This is a genomic window from Xanthomonas sp. NCPPB 3005 (assembly GCF_041228095.2).
In the GTDB taxonomy this organism is placed as follows: domain Bacteria; phylum Pseudomonadota; class Gammaproteobacteria; order Xanthomonadales; family Xanthomonadaceae; genus Xanthomonas_A; species Xanthomonas_A bonasiae.
Window position 1 is genome coordinate 4656126 of the sequence record NZ_CP166096.2, and the last position, 15001, is coordinate 4671126.

Consider the following 15001-nt stretch of genomic DNA (forward strand, 5'->3'; position numbering starts at 1 on the left):
ATATGGCGGTCAGGACAACGCGGCACAAGCCAGCGGCGGCAACCCGGCGCCGGCCACCGCCGCGGCCAGCTGCGCGTCGGCCTGCTCCACGTCGATGCCGTGCTCGCGGTACCAGTCCGGCCGGTAGTAGCTGTGCCCGTAGCGCTCGCCGCTGTCGCACAGGATGGTGACGATGGAACCGCTGCGGCCGTGCTCGCGCATCCGCGTCGCCGCCTGCAGCACGCCGACGAAGTTGGTGCCGGTGGAGCCGCCGACGCGCCGGCCCAGGCGCGCGCTCACGTAGCGCATCGCCGCCAGGCTCAGCGCATCGGGCACCTTGACCATCGCATCGACGCAGCTGGGGATGAAGCTCGATTCCACCCGCGGCCGGCCGATGCCCTCGATGCGCGAACCGCCGGTGCTGGCCAGGCCGGCGTAGTCGCGCCCGGCCAGCGCTTCGCAATAGCCTTCGAAGAACACCGACACTTCCGGATCCGCGCACAGGATGCGGGTGGCGTGGCGGCGGTAGCGCACGTAGCGGCCCAGCGTGGCGGCGGTGCCGCCGGTGCCGGGGCTGCACACGATCCATTCCGGCACCGGGTGCGGTTCTTCCTGCATCTGCCGGAAGATCGACTCGGCGATGTTGTTGTTGGCGCGCCAGTCGGTGGCACGTTCGGCGTACAGGAACTGGTCCATGAAGTGGCCGCCGCTCTCGCGCGCCAGCTGCACCGAATCGGCGTGCAGGTCGCAGGCGCGCTCGACCAGGTGGCAGCGCCCGCCCTGGAACTCGATCGCGGCGATCTTCTCCGGCGAGGTCGCGGCCGGCATCACCGCGATGAACGGCAATCCCAGCAGGCGCGCGAAATAGGCTTCGGACACCGCGGTGGAGCCGCTGGAGGCCTCGATCACCGGGCGCCCCTCGCGCAGCCAGCCGTTGGCCAGCGCGTACAGGAACAGCGAGCGCGCCAGGCGGTGCTTGAGGCTGCCGGTGGGATGGCTGGACTCGTCCTTGAAATACAGGTCGATGCCGGGGAAACCGGGCAGGTCCAGCGGAATCAGGTGGGTGTCGGCCGAACGGTTGAAATCGGCTTCGATCTTCTGGATGGCGTTGGCCACCCAATCGCGAGGGGTCATGGCGGTGCGCAGGACGGAAAAATCGCGTCCACGATACACGCCCGCCCCATGCCCCGGGGCTGCGCAGGGCGCCGGGGCGTGGCGACGTTCACCTGGCGGCTGTGGCGTCGCCCCCGGGTGGCGCGGCGCCGCTCAGGGGGCCGCGACGCCGAAGCCGGCATCGACGATGGCGCGCTCGATCGCCGCGGCGTCGGTGCGGGCCTCGTCGTACTCCAGGTCCACGCGCCCGCCGTCCAGCACGACCTGCGCCGCGGCGATCCCGGCGCTGGCTTGCAACACCCGCTGCAACCGCGCGGAGCAGCCGCCGCAGGTCATGCCCTGGACCGTGAGTTGGAGATGGCGCATTGCGGGTGTCCTCGTTGGAGTGGGGTTGCCCGGCACCGCGCTCAGCGCGGCCGCCAGCGGTTCAGCAGCAGGGAATTGGCCAGCACCGAGACCGAACTCAGCGCCATCGCCGCGCCGGCGAGCACCGGATTGAGCAGGCCGAACGCGGCCAGCGGGATGCCGAGCACGTTGTAGAAAAAGGCGAAGAACAGGTTCTGGCGGATCTTGCGCAAGGTCGCCGCGGACAGGTCGATGGCGGTGGCCACGCCGTCCAGGTCGCCATGCACCAGCACCACGTCGGCCGCCTCCACGGCGATGTCCGAGCCGGCGCCGATGGCGAAGCTGACGTCGGCCGCGGCCAGCGCCGGCGCGTCGTTGATGCCGTCGCCGACCATGCCGACGTGCGCGCCGGGTTCGGCCCGCAGGCGCTGCACCTCCTCGGCCTTGTGCTGCGGCAACACCTCGGCCAGCACCCGCGCGATGCCGACCTGCGCGGCCACGGCCTGTGCGACATGGCGGTTGTCGCCGCTGAGCATGACCACGGCGATGCCGCGCGCCTTGAGCCGCGCCACCGCCTCGAGCGCACCGTCGCGCAGCGGATCGGCGATGGCGATGTAGCCGGCGAGGCGGCCGTCCAGCGCGACCGCGACCACGCTCTGGCCCTTCGCCTGCGCCGCCTCGGCGCGCTGCAGCAGCGCCGCGTCCGGCGCCTGCACGGCCAGCTCGCGCAGCCACGCCAGCGACCCCAGCGCCACCTCGCGGGTAGCGACGCGGCCGCGTACGCCCTTGCCGGGCAGCGTCTCGACCGCGGCCACCGGCAGAGGCGGCGACCCGCGCACGCCCTCGTCGGCGGCCCGCCGCACGATCGCGTCGGCCAGGGGATGCGCCGAACCGACCTCCAGCGCGGCGGCCAGGCGCAGCAACGCCGTCGCATCGCCGCCGTCCGCCACCCCGATCGCAGTCACCTGCGGCCGGCCTTCGGTCAGGGTGCCGGTCTTGTCCAGCACCAGCGTGGTCAACGCACGCGCACGCTCCAGCACCTCGGCGTTGCGGATCAGGATGCCGGACCGGGCGCCCACGCCGGTGCCGACCATGATCGCGGTCGGCGTGGCCAGGCCCAGCGCACACGGACAGGCGATCACCAGCACCGCCACCGCATGCACCAGCGCGGTGGCGAAACTGCCGCTGAGCCACCAGGTCGCGGCCAGGGTGAGCGCGGCGATGGCGATCACGACCGGCACGAACACGCCGGCGATGCGATCGACCAGATGCTGGATCGGCGCCTTGGAGCCCTGCGCCGCATCGACCATGCGGATGATCTGCGCCAGCAGCGTGTCGGCGCCGACCCCGGTGGCGCGCGCGCGCAACATGCCGAACTGGTTCACGGTGGCGGCGAACAGGCGGCTGCCCGGCTCCTTGGCCACCGGCATCGCCTCGCCCGACAGCATCGCCTCGTCCACGCTGGAACGGCCGTCGAGCACCTCGCCGTCCACCGGCACGCGCTCGCCGGCGGCGACCACGAACACGTCGCCGACGATCAGCTCGGCGGCATCGACTTCCACGATCGCGCCGTCGCGCTCCACCTTGGCGGTCTTGGGCTTGAGGTCGAGCAGCGCGCGGATCGCCGAGGAGGTCCTGCGCCTGGCGCGCGCTTCCAGCAAGCGCCCGAGCAGGATCAGGGTGACGATCGAGGCGCTTGCCTCGAAATACACGTGCTGGCCGGCCAGGCCGAACACGGTGACCGCGGCGCTGTACAGGTAGGCCATGCTGGTGCCGAGCGCGACCAGCACGTCCATGTTGGCGCGGCCGTTGCGCAAGGCCGCGAACCCGGCCCGGTAGAAGCGCGCGCCGAGCCAGAACTGCACCGGCGTGGCCAGCAGCAGCTGCAGCCAGCGCGGCAGCGGCTCGGCGTGCTGGCCGCCGAGCGCATGCGCGATGGCGGAGATGTCCAGCATGCCGAACATCTGCACGAACAACGGCAGGGTCAGCAGCACCGCGGCAGCGAAGCGGCCCAGCTCGCCATGCCAGGCGCGGCGCTCGGCCTGTTCGCGCGCTTGCAACTGGGCCTGATCCATCTCGCGCACCACGCTGGCGCCGAAGCCGGCGCTGCCGATCCGCGCGACGATGCCGGCCGGCGCCACCAGTTCCGCCACGTACTCCACGCGCGCCCTGGCCGAGGCCAGGTTGACGCTGCCGGCGATCACCCCGGGCGTGTTCGCCAGCACCGTTTCGATCGCGGCCGCGCAGGACGCGCAACTCATGCCGCTGAGGTCCAGTGTCAGCATCTGCGTCGGCACCGTGTAGCCGGCCTGGCCGATGCGTTGCAGCAGCGCCTGCGCATCCACCTGCTGCGGGTCGTAGTCCAGGCGCACGCGCGCGGCGGCGTAATTGGCCTGGGCATCGACCCCGGGCAGCTGCTTGAGCGCCTGCTCCAGGCCGACGGCGCAGGACGCGCAGCTCATGCCGTGCACCGGCAGGCTCACCGTGGCGGTGTTGGCGGCCGGCGCGTTCACGGCTGCGGCTTGCCCGGCGCGGCGTCGCCGCGGATGTCGCCGAGGATCGGGCAGCCGGCGGGTTCGCCGCTGCCCGGGCATTCGGCGACGAGTACGGCCAGCGCATCGCGCATCTCGGTCAGCTGCGCGATGCGCCGATCCAGTTCGTGCAGGCGCTTGCTGGCCCGCTGCTTGATGCCTTCCACGCCATGCAGGCGATCGTCCTGCAGCGCGAGCAGGTCGCCGATCTCCTCCAGCGAGAATCCCAGGTCCTTGGCGCGGCGGATGAAACGTACACGCTCCACCGCGGCCGCATCGTAGTCGCGGTAGCCGGACGCGCGCCGCGGCGGCGCCGGCAGCAGGCCCTGGCGCTCGTAGTAGCGGACCGTGTCGATGGCGACGTCGGCCTGGCGCGCGAGCGCGCCGATGGTGAAGCGGGACGGAGGGGCGACCGGATTCATGCGTGCAAGCTACTCCCTGGACGCCGGTCCAGGGTCAAGCCATTGTCGCCGTTGCGCGCGAATTGTTCATTGGCGGCTCACGTTGACTCGAAACCCCTGCCCCGCAAGCCATCACCGGGCGTGGATGCGCGCCCTGGACCCGGCTCCAGGGTGCGCCGATGGCGAGCCGCCGCGCCGTCCCGGCGCTTGCCCGCGGCCATCACTGCAGTATTCTCCGCGTATCCCCTCGCGTGCCCTGCCTGTTCCGTGCCGATCTTCGCCTTGCTGACCCGCCTGCTGTTGTGCCTGAGCCTGCTGCTCAATGGCGCCGGCACGGCTGTGGCGATGCCGGGCATGCACGGCATGGCCGACGCAGCGCCAGGCACGGACCATGCCATGGCCGAGGGCCATGCTGGCAGGCACCTGCATGCCGCGCAGGTCGCCAGCGCGGCGATGCCCTGTCATGAGGCCACGCCGGCGCAGGTGCACGAGCACGACGGCGACGGCCACAGCAAGGGCGGCAAGCACGGCTGCTGCGGCACCGCGGCCGGTTGCCAGTGCCCGCATGCGCAGCCGCTGCCGGCGCTGATCGCGCTGCCGCTGGCGTTGCCGGCCGCGGCGCAACAGCTGTTCCCGCGCGGCCGCCAGGATGGCCGCGGCGCGCCCGGCCTGCCGCGGCTGGAGCGACCTCCCAGCGCCTGATCGCGACGCCGCCGCCCGCTCGGGCGGCGCCACGGCGACCGCGCCTCCGCGCGCCGTCGCTTCTGCGCACGCACCGCCCACGCGGTCGCGCATCGCATCGCATCGAGGCTCGCTCATGAAACCACCTTCCTCCGGCCTGCCGGCCCTGCCGTCGCGGCGCCGCTTCGTCACCGGACTGGCGCTGGGCGCCGCCGCCGGCATCGGCGGCCTGTCGCTGCGGCACGCCCAGGCCGCAACGCTGGCGCGCAATGGCGCCGTGCCGTATCAGCTGCACGGCACCCACTTCGACCTCGGCATCGGCAGCGCGCGGGTCAACTTCACCGGGCGCGAGCGCCCGGCCATCACCGTCAACGGCAGCGTGCCGGCGCCGATCCTGCGCTGGCGCGAAGGCGACACCGTCGAGGTGCGAGTCGCCAACCGCCTGCCGGGGCACACGCAAACCTCCGTGCACTGGCACGGCATCCTGCTGCCGGCGAACATGGACGGCGTGCCGGGCATGAGCTTCGACGGCATCTCCCCGGGCGAGACTTACCGCTACCGCTTCGCCCTGCGCCAGTCGGGCACCTACTGGTACCACAGCCACTCGCTGCACCAGGAACAGGCCGGCCTGTACGGCGCGATCGTGATCGATCCGCTGCAGCCGCCGCCCTACCACTACGACCGCGAACACGTGCTGCTGCTTTCCGACTGGACCGATCTGGACCCGGCGGCGCTGTTCCGGCGGCTGAAGAAGATGCCGTCCTACGACAACACCTACCAGCGCACCGTCGGCGACTTCCTGCGCGACGCGCGCGAAGACGGCCTGCGCGCCACCCTCGCCGACCGCGGCATGTGGGGAAGAATGCGCATGACGCCCAGCGACCTGTCCGACGTCAACGCCAACACCTACACCTACCTGCTCAACGGCGTCGCCCCCGGCGGCAACTGGACCGGCGAGTTCCGTCCCGGCGAGAAGCTGCTGCTGCGCCTGATCAACGCCTCCAGCATGACCTACTTCGACCTGCGCATCCCCGGGCTGAAGATGACCGTGGTCGCCGCCGACGGGCAATACGTGCACCCGGTGAGCGTGGACGAACTGCGCATCGCAGCGGCCGAGACCTACGACGTGCTGGTCGAACCCGGCGGCCAGGACGCCTACACCGTGTTCGCCCAGGACATGGGCCGCACCGGCTACGCGCGCGGCACCCTGGCCGTGCGCCAGGGACTGCAGGCGCCGGTGCCGGCGAACGATCCGCGCCCGCTGCTGCGCATGCAGGACATGGGTCACGACATGGCGGGGCATTCCGGCATGGACCATGGCAGTGGCGCGCCGATGAAAGGCATGGAAGGCGGCTGCGGCGCCGGCATGGCCGGCATGGACCATGCCGCGATGGACCACAGCGCGCATGCGGCTGGCGACGCCGGCGCGGCGCCCACGCATCCGTCCAGCGAGCGCGGCAATCCGCTGGTGGACATGCAATCCTCCGCCACCGCGCCGAAGCTGGACGATCCGGGCATCGGCCTGCGCGGCAACGGCCGCCGGGTGCTGACCTACGCCGACCTGCACAGCCTGTTCGACGATCCCGACGGCCGCGAACCCGGGCGCGAGATCGAGTTGCATCTGACCGGCAACATGGAGAAGTTCGCCTGGTCCTTCGACGGCATCCCGTTCGCCAGCGCCGAGCCGCTGCGGCTCAACTACGGCGAGCGCCTGCGCATCGTGCTGGTCAACGACACGATGATGCAGCACCCGATCCACCTGCACGGCATGTGGAGCGACGTGGAGAACGCCGCCGGCCAGTTCCAGGTGCGCAAGCACACCGTGGACATGCCGCCGGGCACGCGCCGCAGCTACCGCGTGCGCGCCGACGCGCTGGGCCGCTGGGCCTACCACTGCCATCTGCTGTACCACATGGACGGCGGCATGATGCGCGAAGTGCGGGTGGACGCATGAACGCCACGCCGCTCGCCACGCTGGCGCAGGCCATCGGCCTGGCGCTGCTGTTCGCGCACGGGGCTGCAGGAGCGCAGCATGTGCATGCGCCTGGAGTCGCCGATGCCGATATCGCAGCATCGGCCAGCGGACCTGCATCCACATCCGCAGCTGCAGCATGCGTGTGTCCGCCGCCCGACGATGAAACGCATATGCACACCCCGCCATCGCCGCCCGCCATCGCCAACGGTGATGACGAAGCGATGGCGCATGCCGGCATGGATCACGCTGCGATGGGTCACGCCGCACAGGCCGCCGATGCTCCGGCCGCGCCGACGGAGGGCAGCGGGAGCATGGACATGGACATGGACATGGACATGGATCGCGAAGCCCATGCCGACCATGCCATGCCGGACCATGCGGACATGCCGCACATGGACATGCACCCGGCCACGATGGAGCACGGCACGCCGACCGCAGCGCAGGCCGACAACGCCATGCACGACCACGCCGGGATGCAGCCGGGGACTGCGAAGCCGGGACCAGGGACCGGAGAGCGGGAACCCGGAAAAGCCGACGCGCGCCATGCTCACTCCAGTACGGCGGCGACGTGCACCTGCGCCAGTGCGCCCGCGTCGGCGCTACCGCGCGAGCCGATCCCTGCGCTCACCGACGCCGACCGCGCCGCCGCGTTCCCGGTCCTGCGTACGCACACGATGCTGCATGCGCCGTCGCGCACCGGCTACTTGCTGTTCGACCGGCTGGAGGGCTGGGACAACGACCGCGGCAGCGGCCAGGCCTGGGAAGCCAGCGCCTGGTACGGCGGCGACATCGACCGGCTGTGGCTGCGCAGCGAAGGCGAGCGCAGCGGCGGCCGCACCGAAGCGGCGGACCTGGAAGCGCTGTACGGCCACGCGGTGTCGCCTTGGTGGGACTTGCTGGTTGGCGTGAAACAGGACTTCGCCTCGGGCGATGCGCGCACCTCGGCCGCGTTCGGCGTACAGGGCATGGCGCCGTACAAGTTCGAGGTCGCGGCCACGCTGTACGTCGACGAAGGCGGCAGCGCCAGTGCGCGCCTGGAAGGCGAGTACGACGTGCTGCTGACCAACCGCTGGATCCTGCAGCCGCGGCTGGAAGCGGAGGCGGCGTTCGCCGACGATCGCGCGCACGGCATCGGCAGCGGCCTGTCCACGGTCGAGGCCGGGCTGCGTTTGCGCTACGCGATCAGCCGCCGCTTCGCGCCGTATCTGGGCGTGGTCCACGAGCGCGCGTTCGGCACGACCGCGGACTATCGCCGCGACGCGGGAGAAGCCGCACGCGAGACGCGCGTCGTCGCCGGCGTACGCGTCTGGTTCTGAGCGGCCGTTCGAGCGCCTGAGCCCTGTAGGAGCGGCTTCAGCCGCGACGGGCCTTCCCGATGGATCCTGTCGCGGCTGAAGCCGCTCCTACAACACCGCCTCCGCTGTATTGGCATCGATTGCAGCATGCGACGCCGCGGCGACCCACGAACACTTCGTCGTGGTGTTTCCGCCGCTCAAGCGCGCAACGAACCATCCTCCCCGATCTGCCAAGCACGCGGCGGACGCAGCGCGCCCAGCGTGCGCACCAGCTCCTGGTAACTACGTGCCAGCTGCCCGAACAGGCCCGCGTCGCTGGCGCGGGTCTCGGCCACTTCGTAGTAGGCACCGCGGCCCAGGTCGATGAAGTAGTCCACGCTGACCCGGCGCCGCGCGGCCACACCGGGAAACAGGCCGGCGATCAGCAGGCAGCCGTCGCCGACCTCGCGCAGCGCGTCGGCGCGGGCGCGCCCGACCTGCTCCTGCGCATGCAGCCAGGCCAGCGCCTGGGTACGCGACAACAGGTGTCCGTCGGCCTGGTAGCGCAACAACACGAACACCAGATAGCTCTCGCGCGATTCGTCCAGCGGCCGGCCCAGCCGCTGCCCTGCTTCGTGCACCAGCGCCTGCCACAGCTCGGCCGGCGCCCCCTGTCTGAAAGACTCGTACATGCGTCCTCCTGCGTGGTGGGAACCCTCGCCAGGAGCTTATGCATAACCCGGGCCACTGCGTTGGCAGCCGACCGCGGCGGCTGCCAATCCGGCCTGCGTGCACGGCGAACGCCGCGGAAGCCCGGCGGATACGCGGATGCCGTGCGGCGCCGCAATCACCGAGCATCCGCGCCTGAAAGCGGTGCGGCATGCACCGACGACCAGCGGCGGACCGGCAACTAGAGAGGCTCGCGACCATAACGACGTCGCATGGCGCCAGCATGTTGACCAGCACCGGTCCGCTGCACGCGCCGCGCCGGCACCGCGACGCGACCGCAACCCCGCTACTTCTTCTTGGTGGCGATCCTGCGGGCCGCTGCGATGGCCGGCTGCGCCTGGGCGCGCCGTGCCGCCACGCCGTGCAGGATCAGGTCGATGCCGGCCAGGAAGTCCATCCGGTCGTCATGCATGCGCAGCTGTCCGGCCATGCCGCGCACGAACGGGTACGCGTCCGCATCCAGCCGCGACCACGCGGTCGCCACCGCATCCAGGAAATCGGACCTGACGATGCCGCGCGTGCGCGCGAGCTGCGTGTTGGCCGCATTCTGCCCGGCAACGCCGAGGATGTAGCTCAACAACGCGGAGACCGCGGCCCACTGCTCGTGATCCGGCACGCCGAGCGCGCGCAGCTGCTGGCCGATGCGCTCGACGATGCGCACGATCGGCAACTCGCCGGGCGCGCGGTTGAGCGCCGACCCCATCCACGGGTGCGCATCGATCGCATCGAACATGCCCAGCGCCAGCGCGCGTATCGCCGCCTCCGGCGTGGCATCGGCGGAGGGCGCATGCAAGGTGCGCGCGACGATGGCGTCGCAGGCGGCGGTCAGCAGATCGCGCTTGTCGGCGACATGCCAATAGAGCGCACCGGGGCCGGTGGCGAGCCGTTCGGACAGCGCGCGGAAGGTCAGGCCGCCCTCGCCGCCGCTGTCCAGCAGCGCGATCGACGCTTCCACGATCTGTTCGCGCGAGAGCGATGCCTCGCGTCGCGGGGTGCCGCGCGTTGTCTTGGCCATGCCCCATCTTGACACGGATGGAACGCCATTCCAACATGTGGAACAACGTTCCATCAGCGCTCGCGCCGGTCCCGGCGCATCCACTCGACCAAGGATTCAGATGCACACCCCCATCGCGATCATCGGCGCCGGGCTCGGCGGGCTCATGCTTGCCCGCGTGCTGCACGTGCACGGCATCGCCGCAACGCTCTACGAAGCCGAGGTCTCGGCGGATGCCCGCCCGCAGGGAGGCTTGCTCGATATCCACACCTACAACGGCCAGCGCGCGCTCAAGGCCGCGGGCCTCTACGACGCGTTCCTCGGCCTGGTGCTTCCCGGTGCGGACGCAAAGCGGATCGTCGACAGCCAAGGCGCCATCCTGATCGACAGACCCGACGTGGGCAGCGGCGCCAGGCCCGAGGTGGATCGCGGAAACCTGCGCCGGCTCCTGCTCGACGCGCTTCCCGCGGGCACCGTCCGCTGGGGATGCAAGCTGGCCACGGCGGCCCCGCTCGCCGACGGGCGGCATCTGCTGCGCTTCGCCAACGGCGCGACCGCGACCACCGATCTGCTCGTGGGTGCGGACGGCGCCTGGTCGCGCGTACGTCCATTGCTGTCCGCCGCAGTACCCGTCTACGCCGGCACCTCGTTCATCGAGACCTGCCTGTTCGACGGCGACACCCGCCACCCGGCCAGCGCGCAGGTGATCGGCGGCGGCACGCTGATGGCGGTCGCGCCCGGCAAGGGCATCCTCGCCCACCGCCATGCCGATGGCACCCTGCAGACCTACGTGTCGCTGAACCGGCCGCAGGACTGGTTCGCCCGCCTCGACTTCGCCGACCCGGCGGCCGCACTGGCCCGCGTCGCCGCGGAATTCGCTGGCTGGGCCCCGGCATTGACGGCACTCGTCACCGACGGCGACACCGCCCCCGTGCTTCGCCCGATCCATGCGTTGCCGATCGAGCACCGCTGGGCACGCACGCCCGGCGTGACCTTGCTCGGCGATGCGGCGCACCTGATGTCGCCGTTCGCCGGCGAAGGCGCCAATCTCGCGCTCTACGACGGCGCCGAACTCGGCAAGGCCATCGTCGCCAATCCCGGCGCGATCGACGCCGCGCTGGCCGCGTACGAAAAGGACCTCTTCCCCCGAAGCGCGGCCTTTGCCGAAGAGTCGGCGCAGAACCTGACGATGTTCTTCGACGCCGATGCGCCGCAGGGCCTGGTCGCGTTCTTCGACAGCGTTGCCGGGTAGCCGAATCGGTTACGCAGAAGCCGCCGTGCCGCATCGCGCCGACCCGGCCGTGCCGGCAGCGGCCATTGGCTGCGGCCGTCACGAACCAGCGCTGTACCGGCGATCTGCATGCGCGGTGCGGGCTGGCCCGCGAAGGCACGCAGGCCGGCCCGGGCGACGCACGCCCGCACCTACTCCACCGTCACCGACTTGGCCAGGTTGCGCGGCTTGTCCACGTCGGTGCCGCGCGCCAGCGCGGTGTGGTAGGCGAGCAGTTGCACCGGAATGGTGTGCACCACCGGGCTGAGCAGGCCGGCATTGCGCGGGGTGCGGATCACGTGCACGCCTTCGGATTCGCTGAAGTGGCTGTCCTGGTCGGCGAACACGAACAGCTCGCCGCCGCGCGCGCGCACTTCCTGCATGTTGGATTTCACCTTCTCCAGCAGCGCATCGTTGGGCGCGATCACCACCACCGGCATGTTCGCATCCACCAGCGCCAGCGGGCCGTGCTTGAGCTCGCCGGCCGGGTAGCCTTCGGCGTGGATGTAGGTGATTTCCTTGAGCTTGAGCGCGCCTTCCAGCGCGATCGGATAGTGCAGGCCGCGGCCCAGGAACAGCGCGTTGTGCTTGTCGGCGAAACGCTCGGCCCACACCGCGATCTGCGGCTCCAGGTTCAACGCGTGTTGCACGCTGCCCGGCAGGTAGCGCAGCTGTTCCAGGTACTCGGCTTCCTGCGCTTCGCTCAGGCGCCCGCGCAGCTTGGCCAGCACGCAGGTCAGCTGGAACAGCGCCGCCAACTGGGTGGTGAAGGCCTTGGTGGAGGCCACGCCGATCTCGGCGCCGGCACGCGTGTACAGCACCAGCGCGCTGGCGCGCGGGATCGCGCTTTCCGGCACGTTGCAGATCGACAGGGTCTTGGCGTGGCCCAGCGACTTGGCGTACTTCAGCGCCTCCATCGTGTCCAGGGTCTCGCCGGACTGGGAAATGGTGACGATCAGCTGGCGCGGGTTGGCGTAGGCGGCGCGGTAGCGGTATTCGCTGGCGATCTCCACGCTGCACGGCAGGCCGGCGATCGCCTCGATCCAGTAGCGTGCGGTCAGCCCGGCGTAGTAGCTGGTGCCGCAGGCGAGGATCTGCACGCCGTCGATGTCGGCCAACGCATGTGCGTTGCGGCCGAACAGCGTGGTGTCGAAACCGCCGGCGTCGAACAGCGCTTCCAGCGTGTCGGCCAGCGCGCGCGGCTGCTCGTGGATCTCCTTCTGCATGAAGTGGCGGTACGGGCCCAGTTCCAGCGAGGCCAGCGAGACCTCGGACATGTGCACCTCGCGCTGCGCCGGCCGGTCCTCGGCGTCGTACACCTGCACGCCGGTCCGGCTCAACTCGGCGGTGTCGCCCTCTTCCAGGAAGATCACCCGGCGCGTGGCCTGGATCACCGCCGACACGTCGGAGGCGATGAAGTTCTCGCCCTCGCCCAGGCCGACCAGCAGCGGGCAGCCCATGCGCGCGCACACCAGCACGTCCGGGCGCGACTTGCTGACCGCGGCCAGCGCATAGGCGCCGGTCAGTTCCTTCACCGCAGCCTGCAGCGCCGCCAGCAGCGAAAGCCCCTGCGCGGCGTGGTGGTGGATCAGGTGCGCGATGACCTCGGTGTCGGTCTGCGACTCGAACACGTAGCCCAGTGCGCGCAGCCGCTCGCGCTGCTGCTCGTGGTTCTCGATGATGCCGTTGTGCACCAGCGCCAGGTCGCCGTGGCTGACGTGCGGATGCGCGTTGGCCTCGGTGACGCCGCCATGGGTGGCCCAGCGGGTGTGGCCGATGCCCAGCGTGGCGTGCAGGTCCTCGGCCAGCGCGGCGCTTTCCATCTCCGCCACGCGCCCGGTGCGGCGCACCCGGCGCACGCCGTCGCCGGCGACCACGGCGATGCCGGAGGAGTCGTAGCCGCGGTACTCCAGCCGCTTCAGGCCTTCGATCAGCACCGGCACCACGTCCCGCTCCGCAATCGCACCCACGATCCCGCACATAGCCGCACCCTGCACCGAAAGATCGCCATTCTAGCTTTGTCCGCTGAATGTCCTATAGGACCTGCCGGCGCGACTTGGGTGGGCCATCGCATGCCCTGGCGGTACGGCTCGGGTAGCAGGGACCGGCACGACGCGTCCGCACGTGGCGCGACCGAGCGGGGACCGCCGTGCCCGGCGCCGTACACGCTCCAGACGTGGATCGCGGCAGCGCGGCCTGTCCCGACCGTCCGGCCCGGCCGCGGACACGGTGTCCGCGAACGTGTCCGCGGACACGCGGACAGCCGTCCGTTGCAATGGAACCGCCATCTTTTCAAACACTTGCGATTGGCACGCGACGTGCTTTGGATTCGTTCATTCTCACTGCGCCGACCCGACCGATGATCCGCGACACTTCCGCCCAGGACCAGGTTCTCGCCCGCCCCCGCTCCGCCGCCGCCTGGCGCCGCTGGTTCTGGCCCGCACTGATCGCGTTGGCGGTGCTGCTCGGCATCGCCTTCGCCGCGCGCGGCTGGATCGCCGGCAGCCGTTCGTTCGACGCGCAGCGCGTGCGCATCGCCACGGTCAGCCGCGGCGACCTGGTCCGCGACATCTCCGCCGACGGGCGCCTGATCGCCGCCAACAGCCCCACCCTGTACGCGATCTCCGGCGGCACCGTGACCTTGAAGGTGGTCGCCGGCGACGTGGTCAAGCAAGGCCAGGAGCTGGCCGAGATCGACAGCCCCGAACTGCGCAGCAAGCTCGCCCAGGAAGAGGCCACGCTGGCCGGCCTGGAAGCCGAGGCCGGCCGCGCCGACCTGGATGCGGTGCTGGCCCGCGCCAACGCCAGCAAGCTGGTGGACCAGGCGCAGATCGAACGGCAGGCGGCCAGCCGCGACCTGGAGCGCTACCAGCGCGGCTACGACGGCGGCGCGGTGCCGCAGGTGGAACTGGCCAAGGCGCAGGATTCGCTGAAGAAGGCCGACATCGCGATGAGCCACGCGCAGAAGGACTCCGGCCTGCAGACCCAGGGCGCCGGCCTGGACGCGCGCAACAAGCGCCTGCTCGCCGAGCGCCAGCGCGCGGTGGTCACCGAGGTGAAGCGACAGGTCGATCTGCTCACCCTGCGCTCGCCGTTCGACGGCCAGGTCGGCCAGGTACAGGTGTCGCAGCACACCAACGTCGCCGCCAATGCGCCGGTGCTGAGCGTGGTCGACCTGTCCAAGTTCGAACTGGAGATCAAGGTGCCGGAGAGCTTCGCCCGCGACCTGGCGATCGGCATGCCGGCGCAGCTGACCAGCGGCGCCGGCGAACCGTTCGCCGGCGCGATCTCGGCGGTGTCGCCGGAAGTGGTCAACGGCGAGGTCAACGCGCGCATCCGCTTCACCGACAAGCAGCCGCCGGGCCTGCGCCAGAGCCAGCGCATGAGCGCGCGGGTGCTGCTGGATACCCGCAAGAACGTGCTCAAGCTCGAGCGCGGCCCGTTCGTCGAACAATCCGGCGGCCGCTACGCCTACGTGATGGACGGCAACTCGGCGATCCGCCGCCCGGTGGAGCTCGGCGTCACCAGCCTGGGCGAAGTCGAGGTGCGCTCGGGCCTGCAACCGGGCGACCGCGTCGTGGTCTCCGGCAGCGACCTGTTCGGCGAGGCGCCGCAGGTGACGGTGCATTAGAAGCCGGGATTGGGGATTCGGGAGTGGGGATTCGTAGGCCCCTGCCGTTTTCCTTTTCCGCCCGCTGATTCCGAATCT

General features: G+C 71.0%; 12 protein-coding genes. 5 read left to right on the forward strand and 7 right to left on the reverse strand.

Annotated features, from left to right (window positions below; all coding sequences use genetic code 11):
• Positions 1-9: 9 nt before the first annotated feature.
• The 4 genes from AB8810_RS20125 to AB8810_RS20140 all read right to left on the reverse strand — a co-directional run bounded on the left by AB8810_RS20125 (position 10) and on the right by AB8810_RS20140 (position 4390).
• Positions 10-1113 (reverse strand): PLP-dependent cysteine synthase family protein, encoded by a 1104-nt coding sequence (locus AB8810_RS20125; RefSeq protein ID WP_179568704.1) that lies wholly within the window; start codon positions 1111-1113, stop codon positions 10-12.
• 132 nt (positions 1114-1245) lie between these two features.
• A complete protein-coding gene (locus AB8810_RS20130) occupies positions 1246-1458 on the reverse strand; it encodes a heavy-metal-associated domain-containing protein (RefSeq protein WP_179568706.1) in 213 nt (70 codons plus the stop codon).
• A gap of 41 nt (positions 1459-1499) precedes the next feature.
• Positions 1500-3950 carry a heavy metal translocating P-type ATPase gene (locus AB8810_RS20135; protein ID WP_369914666.1) on the reverse strand — a complete coding sequence of 817 codons (2451 nt, stop codon included), beginning with the start codon at positions 3948-3950 and terminating at the stop codon, positions 1500-1502.
• Entirely contained in the window at positions 3947-4390 is a 444-nt protein-coding gene (locus tag AB8810_RS20140; RefSeq protein WP_179568708.1) for a heavy metal-responsive transcriptional regulator, read from the reverse strand. The genes AB8810_RS20135 and AB8810_RS20140 overlap by 4 nt, the downstream gene beginning before the upstream one ends.
• A 246-nt stretch (positions 4391-4636) precedes the next feature.
• Here AB8810_RS20140 and AB8810_RS20145 point away from each other — a divergent pair, with 246 nt between their 5' ends.
• The 3 genes from AB8810_RS20145 to AB8810_RS20155 all read left to right on the forward strand — a co-directional run bounded on the left by AB8810_RS20145 (position 4637) and on the right by AB8810_RS20155 (position 8341).
• A complete protein-coding gene (locus AB8810_RS20145; RefSeq protein ID WP_369914667.1) occupies positions 4637-5071 on the forward strand; it encodes a CopL family metal-binding regulatory protein in 435 nt (144 codons plus the stop codon).
• Positions 5072-5186: 115 nt separating this feature from the next.
• The gene (locus tag AB8810_RS20150) at positions 5187-7004 is read left to right on the forward strand and encodes a copper resistance system multicopper oxidase (protein ID WP_369914670.1); all 1818 of its coding nucleotides are present in this window, start codon (positions 5187-5189) and stop codon (positions 7002-7004) included.
• A 191-nt stretch (positions 7005-7195) separates the two neighbouring features.
• Positions 7196-8341 (forward strand): copper resistance protein B, encoded by a 1146-nt coding sequence (locus AB8810_RS20155; protein WP_369914671.1) that lies wholly within the window; start codon positions 7196-7198, stop codon positions 8339-8341.
• 176 nt (positions 8342-8517) lie between these two features.
• Here AB8810_RS20155 and AB8810_RS20160 read toward each other — a convergent pair whose 3' ends face one another.
• Together AB8810_RS20160 and AB8810_RS20165 are read right to left on the reverse strand one after the other, a co-directional pair.
• The gene (locus AB8810_RS20160; protein WP_191825396.1) at positions 8518-8991 is read right to left on the reverse strand and encodes a hypothetical protein; all 474 of its coding nucleotides are present in this window, start codon (positions 8989-8991) and stop codon (positions 8518-8520) included.
• A 323-nt stretch (positions 8992-9314) separates the two neighbouring features.
• Complete coding sequence (locus tag AB8810_RS20165; RefSeq protein ID WP_372530397.1) at positions 9315-10043, reverse strand: TetR/AcrR family transcriptional regulator; 729 nt, start codon at positions 10041-10043, stop codon at positions 9315-9317.
• 100 nt (positions 10044-10143) lie between these two features.
• On the opposite strand from AB8810_RS20165, the gene AB8810_RS20170 reads away from it, so the two are divergent.
• Positions 10144-11274 carry an FAD-dependent oxidoreductase gene (locus tag AB8810_RS20170; RefSeq protein ID WP_369914674.1) on the forward strand — a complete coding sequence of 377 codons (1131 nt, stop codon included), beginning with the start codon at positions 10144-10146 and terminating at the stop codon, positions 11272-11274.
• 170 nt (positions 11275-11444) lie between these two features.
• On the opposite strand, the gene glmS is transcribed toward AB8810_RS20170, so the two are convergent.
• Positions 11445-13274, reverse strand: coding sequence for a glutamine--fructose-6-phosphate transaminase (isomerizing) (glmS, locus tag AB8810_RS20175; RefSeq protein WP_179568721.1), 1830 nt, complete (start codon positions 13272-13274; stop codon positions 11445-11447).
• Between the two features lie 377 nt (positions 13275-13651).
• Between glmS and AB8810_RS20180 the strand changes: the two genes are divergently transcribed.
• Positions 13652-14923, forward strand: coding sequence for an efflux RND transporter periplasmic adaptor subunit (locus AB8810_RS20180; protein ID WP_369914675.1), 1272 nt, complete (start codon positions 13652-13654; stop codon positions 14921-14923).
• The last annotated feature ends 78 nt before the right edge of the window (positions 14924-15001 follow it).

Coding starts and splice junctions, on each gene's coding strand:
- AB8810_RS20125 (WP_179568704.1), bottom strand. CDS start 1,113: ATGACCCCTCGCGATTGGGTGGCCAACGCCATCCAGAAGATCGAAGCC.
- AB8810_RS20130 (WP_179568706.1), bottom strand. CDS start 1,458: ATGCGCCATCTCCAACTCACGGTCCAGGGCATGACCTGCGGCGGCTGC.
- AB8810_RS20140 (WP_179568708.1), bottom strand. CDS start 4,390: ATGAATCCGGTCGCCCCTCCGTCCCGCTTCACCATCGGCGCGCTCGCG.
- AB8810_RS20150 (WP_369914670.1), top strand. CDS start 5,187: ATGAAACCACCTTCCTCCGGCCTGCCGGCCCTGCCGTCGCGGCGCCGC.
- AB8810_RS20155 (WP_369914671.1), top strand. CDS start 7,196: ATGCACACCCCGCCATCGCCGCCCGCCATCGCCAACGGTGATGACGAA.
- AB8810_RS20160 (WP_191825396.1), bottom strand. CDS start 8,991: ATGTACGAGTCTTTCAGACAGGGGGCGCCGGCCGAGCTGTGGCAGGCG.
- AB8810_RS20165 (WP_372530397.1), bottom strand. CDS start 10,043: ATGGCCAAGACAACGCGCGGCACCCCGCGACGCGAGGCATCGCTCTCG.
- AB8810_RS20170 (WP_369914674.1), top strand. CDS start 10,144: ATGCACACCCCCATCGCGATCATCGGCGCCGGGCTCGGCGGGCTCATG.
- glmS (WP_179568721.1), bottom strand. CDS start 13,274: ATGTGCGGGATCGTGGGTGCGATTGCGGAGCGGGACGTGGTGCCGGTG.
- AB8810_RS20180 (WP_369914675.1), top strand. CDS start 13,652: ATGATCCGCGACACTTCCGCCCAGGACCAGGTTCTCGCCCGCCCCCGC.